The organism is Exiguobacterium sp. s78 (assembly GCF_018618985.1).
GTDB lineage: Bacteria > Bacillota > Bacilli > Exiguobacteriales > Exiguobacteriaceae > Exiguobacterium_A > Exiguobacterium_A abrahamii.
Genome location: NZ_JACSNB010000005.1, coordinates 26,978 through 44,419 on the forward strand (window position 1 = coordinate 26,978; position 17,442 = coordinate 44,419).

Here is a 17,442-nt window from a genome sequence, read left to right on the forward strand (position 1 = left end):
TATCTGTTGGCCGACAGATATCGTATTTACACCCCTACACTATATATAGTGATAAAAGAGAACTTTTACGCACTTTTTGTTTTAAAGGAATCAAGATTTAGATTTTGAGCGACATTTACGACAAGAAGCGTTCTTTCCGTCAGGAGATTGTTTGTTTGTTCCAAAGTGACGATCATTTGAAATCAGCTTTACCTCTTCGCAAGATGAACATGTCTTAAATTGTCCTTTAATCTTCTCTGTGTAAATCCATTCCTCAATCAAATCAAGATATGTCTCACATAACTTCTTAGGGATACTGCTTGTGAGCAACCGTGAAACATACTGCTGTTTCAAGTTGAGATGTTCCGCAACATTCTGCTGCGTATGCTTCATCGTTGTGATTAACTTGATGATTTGTGTTTCTTCTTCCGTGAAGTCCGTCTTCTCAATCAGACGATCTACTTCGTACAAGAGCCAGTACCAGTCTGATGTGTACTTGCCCTCATATTTATCCTTGAAGTCAGCATAGAGAGGGAGGATCGCTTTGTAGAGATTTACGTCAGCCATTCGAAGCTGATTCTTAGAAAGCTCTACAATCTCACCGTCAGACGTTTCGTACCAAGTGTCAGAATTGATATCGATTACTGCTCGTCCGGTCTCTGGAGAGAGTGTGACAGGCTTACAGAGCAATCGCTTCATGACTTCAAAACTCCCTTTGTACTCACTGTATGTCTTGCGTAAGAGGGTGTACTGGCGATTTACATCGAATGACTTCGGGAGATTCTTTCCTTCACCATTCTTACGAAGGATTTCTTTGATCTCGATCTCGCGCTTCTGAATATCTTCTTTCGTTCCACCTAATCCTAAATAGTTCTTCATATACTCGACACCGCTTTTAAATGACTCGTATGTATCGCGGTTGATGTTCATTGGAGACTCATTGTAGTGAGGGATAGGATTACCCTTTACCGTCCGATCCCAGTAGTCAGTGTCAAAACGTTTGTCATCAAATTTGTAGTTGAAGTTCGAACGTTTAAGTAGCGCTTTCTTTTCTTCTGAAGCGAAAGCTCCTTGAGACTCTAGATTTGTCATCGAATCGGTTAAGATTTGACGAGTATCTTTACTGAAGTCTTTCAGGAACTTGTATTCCTTGTCATATGTATGCTTCCCGTATACCGAGCTCTCAAGCGATTTGTTCTCCTCGTCAAGTTCATGCTTCTGATCATCGTATTTCGTAAAGAGGATGTAGTCAGCAATGGAGTCGAGTGTCTTGTCTAGTGCGCTGTTTTCAGCGAGTGGGGAAGTAGACTTCTTTTGTTCCTTTTGAATGATCCGTGTCGTTGACATCAGATCAGGAAGGAAGTCTACTTGAGCCAGAAGTTCTTTAACAAGCGCTGTACGCTCAGCTCCATACTTTAAATCATAGTCAAAGTTCTTATTGACCTGCTTGCGAATCTCTTGGATATCGATTTCGCATTCGTATGGATTATCGATGGACTGGATGCCGTCGAACCGAGCCACCTCGTATGTATACTCATCATGTTTAATGGCTGGCGTTTCATCTTTAAGCATGAACCGTTCACCAGGATAAATCTCTTCGAAAGTGACAAGTGTAGTCCGATTGTTCTCTGTGTAAGCTAAGACTGTTTCCTCTCGATTAAGCTGCGGCATTTACGACACCTCCTGTCTTGTATTGTGCTGACCATGCCGTAAGAGCGGATTCAAACCGCTCACTACGAATAAATAGGCTAATTGGCATTTTGGTATGTAAGTCTCGTGCGACGAGTTCAGGTGCGAAGCCTTGTGTTTTTAGGAAGTCGAATAAGCGTTTTGAGCGGCATGTGTATGTAGATTTCATTTTAATTTCTCCTTTTTATGTACTAATTTTTTTAAATAAGTAGCTAACATGGTATTTCGTTTGGCTGATCCATCTTTTCGAACTGCTGTGTTGATTGTATAAGGATCCCCCAGAAGAATAAGTCGTTTTTGTGGTCGAGTAAGCCCAGTATAGATAAGCTGACGATTTAACATATATGTACTCGACTTATCAGCGATCATAATGATCACTTTATTTGAAGACCCTTGCATCTTATGAATACTAATAGCATAGCCTAAGTTAAGGTCTTTGAATTTCGATTGCTCCCAGTCTACGGTGTGTTCGCCAAAATCAATTGTAAGGCAAAGTGCCTCTCTAGGTTCTTCTTTGCCCATAAGCATTTTTGTTCCAATATCTTTAATAATCCCAAGTTCGCCATTGTTTACTTGACGACCACCTACGCTTGAGTTTTTAGTGCAAAGAACAGTATCTCCGACGCGGAATATATTGTTCTTATGTTCGACTTCTTTTTTAGAAGGTGATTTTGGGTTGAATCTAGATTGAATAAGCTGATTTAGTTTTTCAGTACCACTTACACCTACATTTTTAGGTGTAATGATTGTAATATCTTCTAAAGACACTTTTTTTAGAAGTGAATTCATGTAATGAATCAAAGCTTGTTCTAGGTTATCCTTATCAACCTCATGGAAAATTGCATCTTTCCCCATCTTAACCGCCTTGTTCTTGATCGAAGGAACAATATTCTTTCCTTGTCGGGCTTTCGTTGCCATGTCGAGAATGCCACCCTCTGATTGCCGGAATACATCAGTGAGCTCAACGTGAGGGACGCCGCCATCAATAATATCTTGCAGGAAGCGCCCTGCGCCAACGGAGGGTAGTTGTTCTGGGTCTCCTACAATAACCAGGCGTTTAACTATCTCAGCACCCTTAGTTAAGTATTCTCCTGTAACAATATCAATCATAGATCCTTCATCGACTAGTAGCACATCTGCATGAACCCTGTACATTCCAGGGTCACAATCTTTACTATTGATATTGAACTGTTTATGTAAAGTGGATGATCTGATTCCTGTATATTCTTTCATGACTTGCGCAGCGCGACCTGTAGGAGCTGATTGATTAATGCTCCAACCAGCTAGCTTACAAAGTTCAGATGTTGCTTTTTGCATCGCTGATTTACCTGTACCTGCATATCCCAATAGGCAAACAACGCTATTATTAGTAAACAGATGTAAAAAATCCTTTTGTTTATCAGTAAAAATAAAATTATTTTTGACTTGATATTCTTCTAGAAATTCATTAATTTGAGATTTATTTAATGGGAATGGAATCTCATTTTTTAGTTTTTTATAAACGTCATGAGCGATTCTTCCCTCTAGTTCTACTGATGTTCGTTTTGCAATGATAGAGTCATCGACATAGAACTCTTGATTTCCCTTCAGATGATCGATGGGCACATTCTCTACTTTCATCTTCTCAGAAATTGTTTTTTGAATTCCTTTGACGTTAACGAATGTTGATCCATTATTCGCAGCATCTTCGATTATCTTAAGAGCGGCGGCAGTTACTCGCTTTTCGATGGGCATATCTTGATCTGAATGAACAGCAATCTTGTCAGCAATAGAGAATCCGATATTACTAATTTCTTGCAATTTGTAAGGATCATTTTTGATGATATCGATACAATTTTCTAAGCTAGGAAAATGAGACAAAATTTTAGATGCCATGTTTTCCGTCACCCCATATTCACTAGTAAGAGAATATAGAATAATGACGTCCAGTTTATCGATAACTTTTTTCTGGATTCTCTTTGCAGTTGTATCTCCGACTCCGTTAAGAGAAGTTAGGTCGTATTCGTTATTGATGATTTTATAATATGTATCAAGATTCCGAGGCTCTTTACTAAATAAGTCTCTAGTTGAGATTTTCCCTAAAAGATTTGTCAACACTGTTTCCATTTCGTGCTCGTCTACGTGATAATCAATTACTGTGTTGAGTGAGTATTGATCACCATATGTTTCGTCTGCAACTAACGTAAAGTATCCCGTAATGTCTTCTGATGTATTTAACTCATTAATAAAAGCTTTGATTTTCCATTCACGATTTTCTTCTTTTTCTGTTCCTACAAATATCTTAAAGTTACTATTTTTTTTAGGAGTGGAAAAAATCATTTTCATATTTTTAAACGTTATTCTTTTTCGAATTGTCATACATTCCATCCTTTCAAATTGTTTCTTTCGATAAATCAATTATAACTTTTTTAAATCAAAAAGTATAACAATGTGCTTGTATTTGGATTTAAATTTGCTATAATAAAATTATAGAAAATAACGAGAGGGTGTTTCACGTGAAACAATCAGCAGTTGTCCTACTTAACCAATCATCAGTTATGAGTCATATTCAAATGTTCCTTGATCGAAAAGGAAGTAAGTCTGCATCAACTAGAATGGCATACGAAAAAGACGCTGCTGATTTCTTCATGGCGACACGGAATAAGCATATGAATGAATTGACGGTAGAGGATCTTGTATATACGGTTGCTGAAGTAGACCGCTATAACCTCATGTTGAATGATCAATTCAAGGGCGGGACAGTGAACCGTAAGATGTCTGCTATCCGTTCTTTGATGAAATATTTGAATCGCGCTGGATCTTATCAGTTAGACCTCATTGTATTCGATGCTGAGTCGTCGTATGTGACGTCTGAGTCTTATGGGGTACTTACGTATCCTGAATCACAAGAGATGGCTAGATTGGCTAAATATCACCGTAATGGGGATAAGAAAAGTGCGCTGATTCAATTAGCAGTCGTGACATCGTTCCGTGTGGATACTTTGACTAGGCTGACAAAGAACAGCTTCAAGCAAGTAGATGGGATTTGGACTGTCGTAACAGTAGGAAAGGGAGGAAAGTTTGATCGTAAAGCCATCTCTCACGAAGTCTATGAAGTGGTAAAGAACGTCATGCCATTCGATCCGAATACTCCAATCTTTGATATAACTCCTCAGACTTGCCGAAACATGATGGCTAAGCTGTGTGAGGAAATGAATATCCCGGAGAATCGTAATATCAAGTTTCATAGCTTAAAAAAGTGTGGAGTCAATGAAGTCTATATGCTTACTGGTCATGATACTCTCAAAGCGCAAAAGCAAGGAGCTCACCAGAATATCGCAACGACTGAGCGTTACCTGGAGAAGAATGAAGACTTAAAAAATGCCCCCTCCCTTATGATCGGGAAGGAGCTAGACTTTACTGTGCTAGAGGATATGACGAAGGATGATCTTGTTGCTGTGCTAAAGGGGATGGATCGTGCTTTTCAAATTCAATTGATGAATCGACTGAAGTGAAAGTGTCTGTATCAGTCCACTCATCTTTTTCTTTGAATAAAACACTCATCATCTCATTTATTCGATTTTCCGCGACTCCTGAAATCACCAAATCGTAGTATTGATCAAGGATGTCATTAGAAATACTTCTAAAACCATACATCTCTTCTCCATCTTCGTTGACAGGATTCCTGTGTTCTCCTTTTATCTTTGCTAGCTTTTTATTGATTTTCGCCAATAGATACTGTTTTCGAGAAGATTCGAAATCGGACTGTAGCTCATTAAAACTTCGATTTTCCACAGGTAGATTGAGTGCTCTTGAATAATAATTAAGTTTATCAGAGAGACGATTTTTTTTAATCTCTACGACGTAGTGCTTATATATGTAAGAGGCATAGAATCCTTTTTTAGCGAGCTCGGAAATCTTATTTCGAACTAAATCTGTATGTAGATAATGATATGATGACGACTTCTCATTTGATGGTAGATTGTTTGCGAACCACAGTGATATGTTCTCTTGCTCCAAGATTTCTTTTTGTTTTCTAATGTAAAATTTAGCCAATTCATCATCTAGGTCTACAAATTCAGAGGTAGCACTTACAGCCCGATAGGTGACAGTTAGATCGATTAAGCCCAGTTTGTTTAGGCGGACTAAAGACCTGAGTGTTTCTTGTTCTAATGATTTAATATTTTCAGAAACAAGATCGACGATGTATGGATTGATATTCTCAAACAATTCAATACTACTTTTTGTCTTAAAGGTTCTAGTTACAAGATATTGATCAATGGTTGAGTACAGAGATAGTTTCTCGCAAAACGAACCAAGAGATCCTTCGACAGGTGTGTTATCGACTAAAGATAATATCACCTTATCTAGATCATGAGTATACGGAATACTCCAGCTACCATTGCGAGAGTTTTTAGATGGGCGAGGAGATAACTCTTTCTTCTTGTTTAATACCTCGTATTCAAATCCTCTACCTTTCTGAATACGAGTGACAGTCTCGAAATTCTGTTGCAGCGTTTTAAAAAGAGATTCTTCGAGATTCTTATTTACGAATCGGTTGTATTTCTGAAAGTGAGCAAGTTGCTTGGAACTCCCATATAGATGAACTGCATCTGATTTTGACAAAATAATTTTGACCGTCTCCTTTTAAGTTAAATAATATAAGGTAAATTTATCACGAGAACTACGCTGAGTAAACAAACTTGCTTAAAGGGGAGAAAATAAGAGACAACTGTCTATGTAAACAAAGTTGCTCGTAATATATTATATATATAATAAATACTTATACACCGACTATGTTTACATAGCGTAGCTTGTACAAAATCAAAGACTGAAAAAATATAAATCAGCCGTTGAGCGTTAGCTCATAAGGCAGGGGATATTCACGTAGTGAATAGACCAATTCTTTTTAGAATAAATAAGATGAATTGAATTTACCTGATCATTCAATATGATTAGTATGGGTATACGTCAACGTACTGCGTCCGTTTCCGCTAGTCCACATCAGCAAGCTGACGTGTCCTTGATTATTCTTTTCTTGAATTATTAATTAAGATGAATAATTGACAATCATTAAATTAAAAAGTAAACTATTTTTGATAAATGATGAAAGGTTGATGTGAATGGAAGAAGAACTGAAGGTAGCATTTATCGGTAAGATGAGAAGTGGTAAGAGTACATTAGCTAGTTTGTTTGAAAAGTACCTGGATCTACATAAGATGTCGTTTGGTCATCGCCTGAAAGAATATGCTCATGAAGTATTTCAACCAGAAGGTGATGTAAAGGCTAGAGAGCTATATCAAGGGTTTGGTCAGAAAATGCGAGAGATTGATCCAGAGGTATGGGTCAAGCAAGTCGAGAAGGATATCCGAGAAGGTGGATACTCGAAGGTAGTCATTGATGATCTTCGTCAGCTGAATGAGTATAAGTGGGCTAAAGAAAATGGATTCGTTCTCATCAAAGTAGTCACAAGTGATGAAGTTCGAAAAGAACGAATGGAGTCTAAAGGTGAGTTAGTCACTGATGAGATTTTGAATCATGAGACGGAACAGCATATTGATGAATATCAGTGTGACTATACGGTTAGTGGTGAAGCGGATCCACTGCAGGTTTATCTCACGATCAGTAAGCATCTAAAATTTAAAGCAAAAGGAGTTGTATAAGAATGCCGAATACAATCGGGTTAGCTGCAGAAGAAGATAAGTTATTGTTCTGGTTAGGGAATGACGAAGTAAAGCAATTACATACCCTATTGAACACACGTCCATTAGGATTTCTAGAAGAGTTTCGAAAAGAAATCGAGAAAGCCTATGACGACATCAATTCTAAGGCGTCACAGAAGGGACAAGAAGCATGACTCTAGAGCTTGTACTGTTTACCCTAGTCTGGGTATTATTTTTACTACTAACGTCTGTAGTGCTTATCGTAGTTTGGAAAAGTCGAGATAAAAACGATGTTGAAGAACAGATGGATCAGCGGGACGAAGAATGGTCGGAAATCGTTAAGACAATGACAGATGCATTGAATATGGCCAATGAGAAGACTGATGAACTAGAAGAGGAATTGAATGCGGCCGGGAACGAGATTGAGCATCTGACAAACGAGAACATTGAGTTCCGCGAAGGCAAAGAGGTAGATATGGCTAAGCATTACAAAGCAGTCATCTTCCTAGATAAGAAAGGTGAGCATGTTGTCTACAACAACGGTGAGTTGGTAATCGATGAGCAAGTAACGTTCTTCCAGCACATCAAAGGAAATGAAGCCCAGTTCTTCGTGACTCATGTGGACGCGGTAAATACTCAGATGGGAATGTGAGAGCAAGATTATTGATTTTTTTAAACTAAATAGTATATATTTTAGTTATAGTCGAAAGACCAAATACATAATCGAAATGCGAGTCGTCTGGTCAACGATCGTTCGTTTCGAGTAGTCTGCAAGACAGATAGGTTTCGCCGCCTGTCTGTCTTATTTTTATAGTTAGCTGTAAGGCAGATAGATATAAGGGATTCTGAGACATGTAATGTTTAAGGTAGGCTGGGTATTCGGAAAGATAGATAGGTGTTTTACATAAAATACGGAGTCATGAAATTGAGCATAAAATTGATTTAAATTAACTAATACATAGATAATCACTTAAATATTGTTTTAAGCGCCTATAGTGCTCCTGGGACTCTTAGTATTAATCAGGACGCCAGAAAGCCACAGAAGGGCATTTAAACGCATTCTAGAGCGTAGGAGGAATATTGAGAGTGTTAAAGGTGTATTTTGGAGACTTTGATCGTTTTGCGGACTTAGACAATAACGAATGGATTAGTGATCAGTGTCAGGATCCTAGATGTGAGTTATGTGATGAAATGGGTGACGGGTTGCCTGCTTTCTATGTGGAGGCAGGATTTGATTTTGATGTTCATTTTGACAGCGAGATTGAGAGGCGTGAAAAGCAGTTGCTTGCAGATAATACGAGTATAGTGAAAGAATAATAACAATTTTAAGTCATAGCTAACGCTAGGGCTTTTCTTTTCGTTTTAGAGGGAAAGCAAGCAGGAAATGGTATAATAGATCATATTTGTAAAATGGAGGCGGTATGATGATCGCTATTATTGGAGTTGCGTTATTTATAGGTCTAATTATATTGGTATTTATTAATTCCATTGTTGATGCTAAGAGAATTGTAGACCAGGAAAATACTTCTTCACAGATAGTGACTCGATCTTCTACATGGAGAGATGGAGCTCGGGCCATTGGAATGGATGTGTACAAATATGAGAAGTATGCCGGTGCTTTGATTAATAGATACCCTGTGGCCATGGATAACCTGATTAAGTTAGAGTGGTTAGCTACAGAGATGACTAGTGAAGAGAAATTCCAGGTGAGACATGAATATGAAATGAAGTTTGATGAAGTGATCAGAGAAGAAGAACGGAGACAGAGAGAAAGAATAAAAGAGGAAATTGAGAATGTGATGGATGGGTTTAAAGAAAGTGGATATTTGAATGAAACAGATAAAGAAAAGGTTTAACACAGTTTTGAATCAAAATCGTTTTATTGGGTAAGAAGGTAAAAAATAAGTGTTTTGACGATAGGAACGTTAAAAGTACTATTTTTGAAGGTATAGATCGGTGTAAAAAGGGCTGTGTAAATAATTTAGTGGTTTTACCGATAGGATCGTACAAAATAGGTGAAATTGGGTGGGTGGCGTATGCTGTCCACCTTTATTGTTTTTCTGAATTGACCAAAAAAGACCGATAGGGATGTGAAAAAGGGTTAATTTACAGTGAGTGAAAAATGCTAAAAAAGACCGATAGTATCGCCAAAGTGGATTTTGGGAGAAGTGAAATCATTTTAGTGGATTGATAGTGGTGGGTAGAACTAAAAAGGGTGATTATTTTAAAGGTGGATGAAAAATGTGGGTAGATTTTAAGTGTGAAAATGAGGGGCGAAATTTTAAAGATGGGTGTTAAAGGTGGAGATCGTGGTGTGGAAATGGAGTAGCTTAGGCCGATAGGACGACTCTTTGGTTCTTTCTTGATTTTAACCTACCCCGTCTGCTTTTTTGCATAATGTATATTATAGCAAAGTTTATTTTTGTCTTTTTTACTGAGTAAAAGCAGGTAAAATATTTGATAGGGTATTTTTCTATTTCATATAAATTTACTAGTACAGATTATTTTTTTGATTGATACAGATTTATTTTTTCTACCTTCCGCTTTGATACAGTGTTCAGCCTATAGGGTTTTGTATGGCGTTTCTCTAAGGGCTATAACATGCCGTCTGACGCCGAACGATTCCCATTTCATGCCAATGTACCACGTTCCCATTCCAAGCTCTCAACAGCTCGAAAAATAAATCGTCATTTTTAAATCAATTAGTAGATAACACTATGCAATGATTAATATGCATGGTATAATCATATTATAGAAAGGAGGTGAAAGGGCTTGAAAGTTATAATGGAGTACACAGGCTTCCTGAATAACATCTGCGGAATACTTGCTTTAATCCTTACCGTTCAACAGATGCAGAAAGCAAAAAAGAAACGTCCCAAGCGCAAGCCGACCAAAGCACAGCGCAAGAGACGTAGTAAAAGATAAGGTTCGGGGCGAAAGCCCCTCCTTATTAATACTCTAATTATAACATAAAAGCTCAAAATGTATGATCAAACTATTAAATATCACCATTATGATCACGTTCCTAGGTGCAATCCTTCAAATTGTAAATAACAGCGAGAACATTCTAACACGCCCACTTATTGGTCTATCGGTTCTATATTTCCTTTACCTTATCATCTCTAAAATGAAAGGAGAGAAATAATATGACAGTAGAAGAGAAGAAAATAAAACAAGCAGCTGCTAACAAAAGATGGGCAGCTAATAACAAGGAGAGAGCTAAGTATCTTTCCGATCGTTCGCGTACACGTTCATTTATCAATAAACAAAGTTCAACCGAAGATCTTATTGAGCTTCAATCATTGATCAACCAACGTTTAAATACGCTTAACCCTAACTAAACGTTAGGGTTTCTTTTATTATATACTCTATCATTCTTATTTTATTCCAAACAAAAAACCTTAACCATAATAGTTAAGGGTTATATATCTATTACCGTCCTAGCCTTTGTATCTATTTGCTTATTACCTCTTATACGATCAATCATATACAACATATTCATATCTCTCTTTCCCTCCTAATCTCTCACAATTTAGTCCATGATTATAGTCATATCCATTCCTCAGTAAGCCATCCAAACTATACGCTTCAATCTCTCTGTATCGTCTCTCACGTTTATAAAAGGGAATACATTCGAGATGTTCCAAATACTCATATCGTGCATACTCAATACTCATACCGCGATTAACCACCAAGATATACCCTGCACGTTTACCACCTGTCATTGCGATGTTATATGCAGCCTTAATGATAACGTCATCTGCTACAAAGCCTAATTCAATTAACTTCCTACTTACGGGCGGATACAATAACCTTGCAACCTCGCTTAACTCTTTTAATTGATGTGCAGTCAAACCCTCATTACTGTACATCTTATATAGTCTTAGATATTCAAATTCATATTCAGATAACCAGCCGATACGATCAGGCATATCAAGATACCTGCAATTCAAACAGACCGTTATCAAGAAACTTGATAGACTTAACACCGTAACCATCTAACAAGATCAGATGCTTAGTCATATTTAAACTTCTTATATCTTTAAATGTATGAGCCTTAATGTATTTAGGATTGGTTTTCTTTATGTAAGTCACCTGTTTCATTCTCCTTTATTATCTATATTAGTTGTTTTAATTTCATTTATGATGATTTGCTTTATTGTTTTTCATTATTGTTCACATCTTAAATTGTATCTTGGACATTCGTATCAATTTTCACATTTGTTGAAGGTTCATCAGCAACTGTAGCTGTCGAACTCAACAACAAAGTAGAAGATATAGTTGAGGGTATAAAAACTTTTCTTTTTCAAAAAAATCTACTTTTGATTTCTTATTTACAATATTGTAAATTTAATCTACATTTAATATCCTAACACAGTGATTTATGGTTTTACATGGAAATTGGAAAAATTGAGAGGATGTATGAGGGAATGAGAGATCGATTCGTAGTTAAATCAAAAGAGCACATAAGTGGAGGTATCATCAAAATTATTGTAGATACCCAAACGGGGGTAAATTACTTGATAACAAGTGGTCTTGGTTTGAGCGGCATGACACCATTATTAGACAAGGAAGGTAAAGTAGTTATAGATACGCCCTTAAAGTAAAGCTATTTCTGTAAGGAAGTAGCTTTTTCGTCTATCTAGACGAAAAAATGTTCTCTATTTTTTAGAGGAATAAGATTGGGGGAATATTCCATATATTAATGTTAAAATCGTTGTTATCAAAATACTTTGAAAAGAGGTTCATTCTATGAAAAAGAATAAACAATGGGTATTTCCTTTATCTTTTTTAGGCATCATTCTTACTGCAATATTAGCTTTCTATTTGTCTCTAGATTTTAGATTTACAACCGAAAAGAAATTAAATAATTTTCCGATTCCTAAAAACGCAGATCTAGTTAGTGAAAACAAGTGGTTTTCAAATTATGATACTAACTCTGTATCAGCAGAAGAAGGACCAGGTTATAGTTATTCGCTAAAACTCAAGAAAGACGGATGGGAAACAAAGAAAATAGAAGGACAAGGATATGTATACAAAAGAGGAAATACTAGAATTGAAATGGATACAGCTGATAGTCATATGTCACTAAAATTGATTAAGTAAGTAATTTTTTGCTGGCACAGAGTGTGACCTTTTCGCGAATTTGATGATATTAGGGAAACACTAGGCTCTGCCTAGGCTAGTACGTTGAGTGATAGCAGTTTACCCTTATGTTTTTTATTATTTTTCTAGTTTTTTCATTCCAAAGAATTTTATCGTTCTCGATTTTTATGAATTTTATAACAATGGATGACTACAATTAAGCGTGAGGAATTTCACGTTCTCTCCAGCTTCGAAAAGATAAAAAAAGTTTGTGAAAACGGTCGGTCCCGATCGTTTTTTTTCGTGTGTTTAAGTAAATATCTTGATAGTGTTTCTTTTGATTCTGAGTAAGCTGCAGCATACATATCATAGATTTTATCTGGAGAAAGGCAAGGAAGAATAGTACATCCATATTCCTTGATTTCACCGTAGTTAGTGGTATTAGTCTTGATCATTCTTGTAGACTCTTTAACGTCGTGGAAAATATTGATCAGAATTGCATATCCCATTTTTATATCCTCCTTATCATCAAAAAATAAAAGTGTTATCTCTATAACTAATATATTTTTTATTTTTTACAAGTAAATATTATTTAATTTAATAGAAATAAAAAATCAGCGTATACTGTTAAAAATACGCTGATCCTGTAAATAACTATTTATTTTCGTCCATATATTCGGCATTCACAGTGCTTAAAATCTTATCAATCTTATTTTCCCCGAACTCTTGGTATGCATACGAGAATAAAATATCTTTTATCAGCGTATCAATATCTTTATTTTTATGTTCCTTCTGCTTTAAAAGCTCTCGTGCCAAGGCCTCATTCCGAGGATCTAGCTTAATATTATAGTTAATAGTATCTCTTTCATATTTGAATTGATCGAAATAAGGTTTAGGTGTAGCTTCTTCATTAATGAAGACTTCGTATTTTGTTCCGTATTGATCAGATAGGTCTTCATATTCAACGGTAACGTCGTTTGCTTTCCCCATGTTCACTAGATTGACGACTCGTTGATGGTCACTTACAGTGATGCTTCCACTTCGAACCAATGAACTATAAAAACTTTCTGTCTCAGTCTGATCTCTCAAATTATTCACCTCTAATTTTTATTTAATTTCTATTCTACCGACATAATCAAACTTTGTTTTCCATTTGCTAGGTACTGTAGTAGAGTCATAGAAAAAATAAGTTAATTCTTCAGGCTTTCCAGGATAAGACGTAATGCTAGACCCTGCGATCATTTTTGTCGTCCCAGAGTTTCTATCTTTTAATATTGTGCCAATTCCAATTACAATTTGCTGGTCATTCATAACAAATTCTCCTTTCACATCAATTTTAATAGTTGGTTTTATTATACAGTAGAAAAAGTAAATATCCATGTATTTAAATTATGTTAAATTTATTATTGTATTTAAAATAGACTCTTTTCAATAGTCATAAACCCTCACTAGGTCACGATCATTTCCATTTTTCATTACATAAAGTTCTTTTGGCACTGCCTCAACATATGTGAAGGGCTACTTGCGTGATAGCCCTTTAGCGGTGTTAAAGGAGTGTAAGGGGGTAGGTCGCAACAATTTCTCTTACAGCTGTGTGATTTAACTCTCTATATACAATTTTTTTGATTTAAAGGTTAAAAAGAAATGAATTGTTTTTGAACCTATAAATTGTTTTATAAACATTGATGTTAAGCCATTAATAGAAAATTATAAAAGATTTTATTAAAATTTATTTATTTCTCTACTATCAAAAGTCTTGGTTTCCTATTGTGATAGTGTACTATTTTAGTTTATTCTTTTATTAGAAGCTGTGTCGTGTAATGCATTACACAAGTACAAATATTAATGACTTATTCTTTATCACTAAAAGAAAATATTGCATTTAAAAGTGATAACTATATATGTGGGAGTGGTAATTATGGTCAAAGAAGAATTATCTTCGAAGCTGTCTTCGTTCTTATTTTCTAACAAAAGAAATAATAAGATGATTGATTACTTATCGAATAAGATGGGTTCTCATGGATATCTTCCTGGTGACATCATGCGAATTGTTTATGACAATAACGAGAGCAAACATCTTAGTACTGTAGAGACAATCCTAATTTCTAAATATTTGACTGATGGAGGTTTTACAAAGGGTGAAATAAATCCTACTGAAGCCTTTACGGATCAAGAAATCAATGTAGCACTTCAATATTTCAATGATAAAGAAGAGAAGATAAAGCTACCCTTAACGCTCGATAATGTGTTGCAAGTAGGGTATGACGAATTCATTACTACTATCCATATTAGAGAACTCCATAAGATGAATCAAAGCGGTCTAGTAACATATAACTTTAATACTCAGCGAGATGCTAAGTATAAGAAGGGGTCAGATGGGTCCCTCGTTAAAGCTGCTAACGTAAATAAAAAAAGTGTGAATGACATTGCGGAACTGCTGTTAAAAGGGAATTATATTGCAGATGCTATTACATTAAATCTGCTATCAGGTACAGGGAATGACGGAGAAGAATTTACCTTCAATATTAAAAAGAATGAGATTGTTATTCATGAAGGTGTATCAATTGATATTCTAGATGGTTTCCATCGATTAAATGCAATAGAGAAAGCCTTAACGATGAATCCAGAATTAGATGTAGTATTCCCCCTTCAAATTAAGAACTACGATGCTCGTAAAGCCCGTCAATTCGTAGGACAAACGAACACGGTAAATGTTATGCCTAAGCAATATGTTCAACAGCTCAAAATGGATACTCATGAAGATTTTATCGTAACTGAACTGATGGCTCGCTCAGAACTGAAAGATCGTGTAAGTCAGCGCGGTAACTTAAGTGTTAAAACTGCTCGCCAAATCACATCTATTAAAAACTTAACGGATGCTATCTCATCAGTGTTCGATATTAATACGAAGCGAGAAGCGCGTAGCCTTTTGAACAAACTTACAGTTTATTTTGATGAATTAGTAGGCCTATATATTGAAGAAGATATTCCGTATGAGGATTCGATTTTCTCTATAAATAATTCAATGTTAGAAATTATGAAACATGCAAAAGAATTTGTAGACTCAGGTGAAGACGAGATTGAGTTTGATATAAACAATATCCTATTATCTGAAGGTGAGGAGAGATCTCTTGGAACAATTGAACGAAAACTTCGTAGCTAATCCGGATTGGTTCGACTATGAAGTAAAAGAAAAATATCTTAATAGTGTTTCTGAGAGTCAGAGAACTTACGTCATGTTCTTGTTGAAGAAAATGAGTATTCATGAGAAGTCTGTAGGTGAGCCTTTATACAATCAAACGACATCTAACATTGAGAGTTTTTTATACTCACTTCAACCCTTAACCCGTCAGACGAGCTATAAAGGTCTAGGTTATGTAATTAGATATATGAGGTTCGCTGCAGAATTAGGAGTTAAAGATTCTAACATTATTCTTATTGAGAGCTCATTCGATTATGCTGATAAATTTGTACCTCAAAATGCTAGAACTTTTATTACTCGTGATCAATTAGAAGCTATTATAGATAACTGTCGAAATTTCCAAGACAAAGTGATTTTTCGATTGATTTTTGAAGGTCTTAAGGGAAGCCAACTTTCTGAATTAAGATTCTTAAAACCTAATGAAGTATATAAAAAACAAGTAGATGGTAATGAACAATACTTCATAGATATTAATAGTTCAGATAAAAATAATAGAACCATACCTATTTCAGAGAATTTATATTATCTGTGCCAGTATGCGTCAGCTCAAGAAACTTATTTACTGAATAACGGAAACGAAGTTGATCCAAATATTATTATGAAACGTGGTACAGAACAAGATCTTGTAGATACAGGATACATTTTAAAACGATCAAAAATCGGCAAAAATGCAGCGGATACGGATTCGACGATTTCTTATCATGGTCTTTATTCTAGAATGAAAAGAATTATGGATTATGAAGAGTTTAATGATATCGATGCTGACTATATGAAATCAGGTACTCTATATCAATCGGGTGCATTATATGAAGCTTATAGAATTATTGATGCAGAATATGCAGATGGTTTGTTAGAGGCTTATACAAAAGAAGAAAAAGATGAACTATATAGCAAAGTAGATTTTCTTTCACTTCGAAGAAAAGTACTTGAGAAATTCATTTATGTGCAAGTTCAAAAATCTAAAAATCTGATTTCGTTAGAGAATATGATTAAATACTATTAAGAGACCTTAACTGGTCTCTTTTTTGAGCATTTTCGAACTTTGGTAAGTTTTCCAAATACTAGTAGTAGGTTAAAATAGATTAAAATTCATTAATATGAACGGGTGTGAGCGCGAATGATAACTTTCTCTAAATTTCAGTCCTTGGATAAAGAAGAGAAATTGAAATTGTTGTTAGAGTATATCGATACATATCAAATTAGTGAAATAGCTGCCCACTGGGAGATGGAGACAAAGGACATATTTGATATTCAGATGGACTTGATCAGAGAAAAAGAGGTTCAAAGAATTGAACAAAGTGAATCAAAAACACTTTCTCTAATGGGGAAAGAATTGAAAATGTTGAGCTACGATCAAATCAAAGCATTGCCTCCGCAAATGAGAGCAGAAACGATTTTAAGGTATCATCAGATGGTTGATGGTAAAACAGGTATTTTAGCGGACTATCTTGGAATTGAAAAGAAAAGAATGTATAATTTAATTTACACGAGCAAACAAAAGCTTGCGGAATTAGAAGAGAAACGAGCAGATGGCATGACAGTGAATGAAAATCATAACGAATACATAGATAACACAGAAGGACTGGATCAACTGCAGCTAGAGATGAACATGACTGATAATGATATGACTGTCGCGTTAAACGGAGAAGGTAATGGTAAAAAGATTGCTACGCTATTAAAATCCATTGCCACGGCTATAGGAGATACTGGTGGCATGATGAATGTCGAACTTAAAATCAAGAGGCCAGAATAACGGCTTCTTTTTTTAAATCAAATAATACAAAATATTATACATATAAAAGATAAAAGTGTATAGTAAAGAATGTACCAAATACATACGAAAAG

General features: G+C 35.6%; 20 protein-coding genes. 12 read left to right on the top strand and 8 right to left on the bottom strand.

Annotated elements, in window-relative coordinates:
* Positions 1–90: 90 nt before the first annotated feature.
* From KNQ18_RS15675 to KNQ18_RS15685, 3 genes are read right to left on the bottom strand one after another with little or no spacing between them, the layout of a single operon-like run.
* Positions 91–1,650, bottom strand: a complete 1,560-nt coding sequence (locus KNQ18_RS15675) for a hypothetical protein (protein ID WP_215085417.1) — start codon at positions 1,648–1,650, stop codon at positions 91–93.
* Positions 1,637–1,837, bottom strand: coding sequence for a hypothetical protein (locus tag KNQ18_RS15680; RefSeq protein WP_215085419.1), 201 nt, complete (start codon positions 1,835–1,837; stop codon positions 1,637–1,639). The genes KNQ18_RS15675 and KNQ18_RS15680 overlap by 14 nt, the downstream gene beginning before the upstream one ends.
* A complete protein-coding gene (locus tag KNQ18_RS15685; protein ID WP_215085421.1) occupies positions 1,834–4,026 on the bottom strand; it encodes an ATP-dependent DNA helicase in 2,193 nt (730 codons plus the stop codon). The genes KNQ18_RS15680 and KNQ18_RS15685 overlap by 4 nt, the downstream gene beginning before the upstream one ends.
* 137 nt (positions 4,027–4,163) lie before the next feature.
* Here KNQ18_RS15685 and KNQ18_RS15690 point away from each other — a divergent pair, with 137 nt between their 5' ends.
* On the top strand, positions 4,164–5,162 hold the full coding sequence (locus KNQ18_RS15690) for a tyrosine-type recombinase/integrase (RefSeq protein ID WP_215085423.1): 999 nt from the start codon (positions 4,164–4,166) through the stop codon (positions 5,160–5,162).
* Here the strand turns inward: KNQ18_RS15690 and KNQ18_RS15695 are convergent.
* Positions 5,065–6,273, bottom strand: coding sequence for a hypothetical protein (locus tag KNQ18_RS15695; RefSeq protein ID WP_215085425.1), 1,209 nt, complete (start codon positions 6,271–6,273; stop codon positions 5,065–5,067). The genes KNQ18_RS15690 and KNQ18_RS15695 overlap by 98 nt on opposite strands.
* A 497-nt stretch (positions 6,274–6,770) precedes the next feature.
* Here KNQ18_RS15695 and KNQ18_RS15700 point away from each other — a divergent pair, with 497 nt between their 5' ends.
* From KNQ18_RS15700 to KNQ18_RS15725, 6 genes are all read left to right on the top strand, one after another.
* Complete coding sequence (locus tag KNQ18_RS15700; protein WP_215085427.1) at positions 6,771–7,310, top strand: AAA family ATPase; 540 nt, start codon at positions 6,771–6,773, stop codon at positions 7,308–7,310.
* A 2-nt stretch (positions 7,311–7,312) separates the two neighbouring features.
* Complete coding sequence (locus tag KNQ18_RS15705) at positions 7,313–7,504, top strand: hypothetical protein (RefSeq protein WP_215085429.1); 192 nt, start codon at positions 7,313–7,315, stop codon at positions 7,502–7,504.
* A complete protein-coding gene (locus KNQ18_RS15710; protein ID WP_215085431.1) occupies positions 7,501–7,962 on the top strand; it encodes a hypothetical protein in 462 nt (153 codons plus the stop codon). Before KNQ18_RS15705 ends, KNQ18_RS15710 begins: the two co-directional genes overlap by 4 nt.
* A gap of 434 nt (positions 7,963–8,396) precedes the next feature.
* Positions 8,397–8,627, top strand: coding sequence for a hypothetical protein (locus KNQ18_RS15715; protein ID WP_215085433.1), 231 nt, complete (start codon positions 8,397–8,399; stop codon positions 8,625–8,627).
* A gap of 107 nt (positions 8,628–8,734) precedes the next feature.
* Positions 8,735–9,166 (top strand): hypothetical protein, encoded by a 432-nt coding sequence (locus tag KNQ18_RS15720; RefSeq protein ID WP_215085435.1) that lies wholly within the window; start codon positions 8,735–8,737, stop codon positions 9,164–9,166.
* A 1,290-nt stretch (positions 9,167–10,456) separates the two neighbouring features.
* Complete coding sequence (locus tag KNQ18_RS15725) at positions 10,457–10,651, top strand: hypothetical protein (protein WP_215085437.1); 195 nt, start codon at positions 10,457–10,459, stop codon at positions 10,649–10,651.
* A gap of 138 nt (positions 10,652–10,789) precedes the next feature.
* On the opposite strand, the gene KNQ18_RS15730 is transcribed toward KNQ18_RS15725, so the two are convergent.
* Positions 10,790–11,242, bottom strand: coding sequence for a hypothetical protein (locus KNQ18_RS15730; protein ID WP_215085439.1), 453 nt, complete (start codon positions 11,240–11,242; stop codon positions 10,790–10,792).
* Between the two features lie 498 nt (positions 11,243–11,740).
* Between KNQ18_RS15730 and KNQ18_RS15735 the strand changes: the two genes are divergently transcribed.
* On the top strand, positions 11,741–11,917 hold the full coding sequence (locus KNQ18_RS15735) for a DUF6440 family protein (RefSeq protein WP_215085441.1): 177 nt from the start codon (positions 11,741–11,743) through the stop codon (positions 11,915–11,917).
* A gap of 145 nt (positions 11,918–12,062) precedes the next feature.
* Positions 12,063–12,416 (top strand): hypothetical protein, encoded by a 354-nt coding sequence (locus tag KNQ18_RS15740; protein WP_215085443.1) that lies wholly within the window; start codon positions 12,063–12,065, stop codon positions 12,414–12,416.
* Between the two features lie 212 nt (positions 12,417–12,628).
* Here the strand turns inward: KNQ18_RS15740 and KNQ18_RS15745 are convergent, their stop codons facing one another.
* From KNQ18_RS15745 to KNQ18_RS15755, 3 genes are all read right to left on the bottom strand, one after another.
* Positions 12,629–12,904: a hypothetical protein gene (locus KNQ18_RS15745; protein WP_215085445.1), complete on the bottom strand. Its 276-nt coding sequence runs from the start codon at positions 12,902–12,904 to the stop codon at positions 12,629–12,631.
* A 145-nt stretch (positions 12,905–13,049) separates the two neighbouring features.
* Positions 13,050–13,484, bottom strand: coding sequence for a hypothetical protein (locus KNQ18_RS15750; protein WP_215085447.1), 435 nt, complete (start codon positions 13,482–13,484; stop codon positions 13,050–13,052).
* Between the two features lie 18 nt (positions 13,485–13,502).
* A complete protein-coding gene (locus KNQ18_RS15755; RefSeq protein WP_215085449.1) occupies positions 13,503–13,706 on the bottom strand; it encodes a hypothetical protein in 204 nt (67 codons plus the stop codon).
* 607 nt (positions 13,707–14,313) lie between these two features.
* Between KNQ18_RS15755 and KNQ18_RS15760 the strand changes: the two genes are divergently transcribed.
* The 3 genes from KNQ18_RS15760 to KNQ18_RS15770 all read left to right on the top strand — a co-directional run bounded on the left by KNQ18_RS15760 (position 14,314) and on the right by KNQ18_RS15770 (position 17,350).
* The gene (locus KNQ18_RS15760; RefSeq protein WP_215085451.1) at positions 14,314–15,558 is read left to right on the top strand and encodes a DNA sulfur modification protein DndB; all 1,245 of its coding nucleotides are present in this window, start codon (positions 14,314–14,316) and stop codon (positions 15,556–15,558) included.
* A complete protein-coding gene (locus tag KNQ18_RS15765) occupies positions 15,527–16,600 on the top strand; it encodes a phage lytic cycle repressor MrpR family protein (RefSeq protein ID WP_215085453.1) in 1,074 nt (357 codons plus the stop codon). Before KNQ18_RS15760 ends, KNQ18_RS15765 begins: the two co-directional genes overlap by 32 nt.
* Positions 16,601–16,714: 114 nt before the next feature.
* Positions 16,715–17,350 (top strand): hypothetical protein, encoded by a 636-nt coding sequence (locus tag KNQ18_RS15770; protein WP_215085455.1) that lies wholly within the window; start codon positions 16,715–16,717, stop codon positions 17,348–17,350.
* Positions 17,351–17,442 lie beyond the last annotated feature (92 nt).